Annotated in this window: 1 protein-coding gene and 2 tRNA genes; all 3 read right to left on the bottom strand. The window is 44.2% G+C overall.

Features of this window, described 5'->3' with window-relative positions; all coding sequences use genetic code 11:
• Nucleotides 1-26 precede the first annotated feature (26 nt).
• The 3 genes from RH45_RS01625 to RH45_RS01615 all read right to left on the bottom strand — a co-directional run bounded on the left by RH45_RS01625 (nucleotide 27) and on the right by RH45_RS01615 (nucleotide 2,080).
• Nucleotides 27-102: transfer RNA gene (locus RH45_RS01625), tRNA-Thr, on the bottom strand.
• 54 nt (nucleotides 103-156) lie between these two features.
• Nucleotides 157-232 (bottom strand) — tRNA-Phe (locus RH45_RS01620).
• A gap of 222 nt (nucleotides 233-454) precedes the next feature.
• Complete coding sequence (locus RH45_RS01615) at nucleotides 455-2,080, bottom strand: methyl-accepting chemotaxis protein (RefSeq protein WP_008072969.1); 1,626 nt, start codon at nucleotides 2,078-2,080, stop codon at nucleotides 455-457.
• Between the last annotated feature and the right edge of the window lie 282 nt (nucleotides 2,081-2,362).

Genomic DNA, 2,362 nt, shown 5'->3' with positions numbered 1-2,362 from the left:
TAGGAATTATCTAGTTAGAAAAGAAATGGTGCCGACTACCGGAATCGAACTGGTGACCTACTGATTACAAGTCAGTTGCTCTACCTACTGAGCTAAGTCGGCGCATTTATTTCTTTTCATTGCTGTTGTCTGATTTAGACACCAACAAATAAATTGTGGTGCCCGGAGGCGGAATCGAACCACCGACACGAGGATTTTCAATCCTCTGCTCTACCGACTGAGCTATCCGGGCGACGAGGTGTATTAAACGGCTTTTCCTGTTTCAGGTCAACATTAAAATGCAAAAAAAATATCGTTTGTTGTTTTTCTATACTTAATGGGCTGTTTTTATCCATTTTGAACAAGAAATGTATAGAGACCAACAAAGCTTGTACTTGAAAGGGAGCGGGTTAGTTCAGTTTAGGTGCTAAAAAAGCACGCGTTAAGGCGTGCTTTTATTGCTTAAGCTGGATAATTAATGCTTAACCGTAAACTTACTTAACCAGTTTTCCAGTTCATTGGCTAATTTTGCCAAGCTTTGCGTACTGTTATGACTTTCTGTCACTACGCTACTCAGTTGGGTTCCACTCTCTTCAATCGTGTTGATACGCTGAGAGATGTCATCACTAACCTGGGTCTGTTCTGCTGCTGCCGTAGCAATTTGGTGGCTCATCTGAGTAATAGACTCGAGAGCGACGACAATTTGCTGTAACGCTTGAGACGCATTTTGAGACTCTGTTACTGTGCTTTCACTGGTTTCAGCACACACTTCCATTGTATGTATGGCATTGCGTGAGCCCTCTTGAAGGTTATTGATCATCTGCTGGATCTCTTTGGTACTGTCTTGCGTACGGCCTGCAAGGTTTCGTACTTCATCAGCCACGACCGCAAAGCCACGCCCTTGTTCACCAGCACGCGCGGCTTCTATAGCAGCATTAAGCGCGAGTAAGTTGGTTTGTTCTGCAATATCGCCGATGACATCAAGCACCTTCACAATGTTGTTTACGTCGTTGTCTAGATCGGCAACGGCTTTACTTGCGGCGCCCAATTGACTTGCTAAACCTTGAATGTTGTCGACGGTATTGTGAATCAATTGCTGAGTGTGCTGCGATTGTTTATCTGCCTCATCGGTGTTGCGGGCTGTGTCACTGGCTGAATCGGCAACGTTATTGGCAGAAGACGCCATCTCCGTCATTGCCGTTGCGATCATTTCGGTCGATTGCTGCTGAGAATCGGTTAACTGGGCAATACTTGCTGCTCGCTCCTCGAAATGAGCTAACTCGCCTCGCAGCGCATGCATTGAGCCGTCTAAGTTTTCAACCAGTTGAGCAAGGGATTGGCTCATTTGTTGTACCGCATGATAAATACTGCCTTGAGGTGCTTGCTCTGAGAAAGAGGTCTGTATGTGGCCTTGTGCGACATCCTGTACTGCTTTGCGAACATCTTGCGGCTCTCCACCTAATAATGTCAGCATACGGCGGATAGAGGCGATTAGAGCCGCGAGAATGGCACCAGCGATAGCTAAACATAAAACCAGTTGCCACTGCGCGGTAGACCAGAATCGAGCATTGACTTCGTTAAAGCCAATTCCAGTGCCAACAACCCAACCCCAGTGAGGCGTTTTCTCCGCAATGGAAAGCTTTTCCTCAATAGAGCCGTCTGCTTGCTTCTGCGTCCATGTGTATTCCACCATTTGACCTGTTTTACGTCCAAGTACATCTTGGATTAACTGACCAACACTGTTGCCATCGCCATCTTTAAAGTCGTGAAAGCTGGTTCCATGAAGTTGAGGATCGAGCGGAGTGGCAATAAAAGTCATCTTTTCATCGGCGACGTACACATACTCGTTATCTTTGTAGATGTTGTTACGTAGTAGGCGGGTTGCCAAAGTTTTCGCTTCCGATTCAGTCAGTACACCTTCTACTGACATTTTTTCTACTTCTGTCAGAATACTGTATGCGCTGTTAAACAGTTCGGTTACTCGAGCTTTGTTATCTAAATTACTGGCAACACGCAGTGTCCATAATCCCGTTGCCGTTAAAGCCAACAAGGCGATCAAGATAATTCCTGATAATAAATAAGCTTGTGTCTTTAGTTTCATATTTTGTGCTCACAAATAGGTCATTCTGATATTTTTATGCAGAGATTTTATCTCTGTAATGTGGTTGTCATATTATTGTAGAACACCTAAAGCGAGTAGTGGCGAGGGCTGAAACTATGAGTGGGATTAAATTTTAGCAGTAAAAAAAGTCCATTTTATAAAACCAAGCCTAAAGTTTAATCTGGGTTAGGTTTTTTACTCTAGATTTACTGGGTGGAGAATGGTGAAAGTGTTGTTGAGGCTAAAACAAAAAAAGCCAAGTCTTTCGACTTGGCTTTGAAT

Source organism: Vibrio sinaloensis DSM 21326, from assembly GCF_000189275.1.
GTDB classification, from domain to species: Bacteria; Pseudomonadota; Gammaproteobacteria; order Enterobacterales; family Vibrionaceae; genus Vibrio; species Vibrio sinaloensis.
The sequence above is the reverse complement of the archived record's forward strand: the minus strand, read 5'-3'. Positions and strand labels throughout refer to the sequence as shown.

Coding starts and splice junctions, on each gene's coding strand:
- RH45_RS01615 (WP_008072969.1), bottom strand. CDS start 2,080: ATGAAACTAAAGACACAAGCTTATTTATTATCAGGAATTATCTTGATC.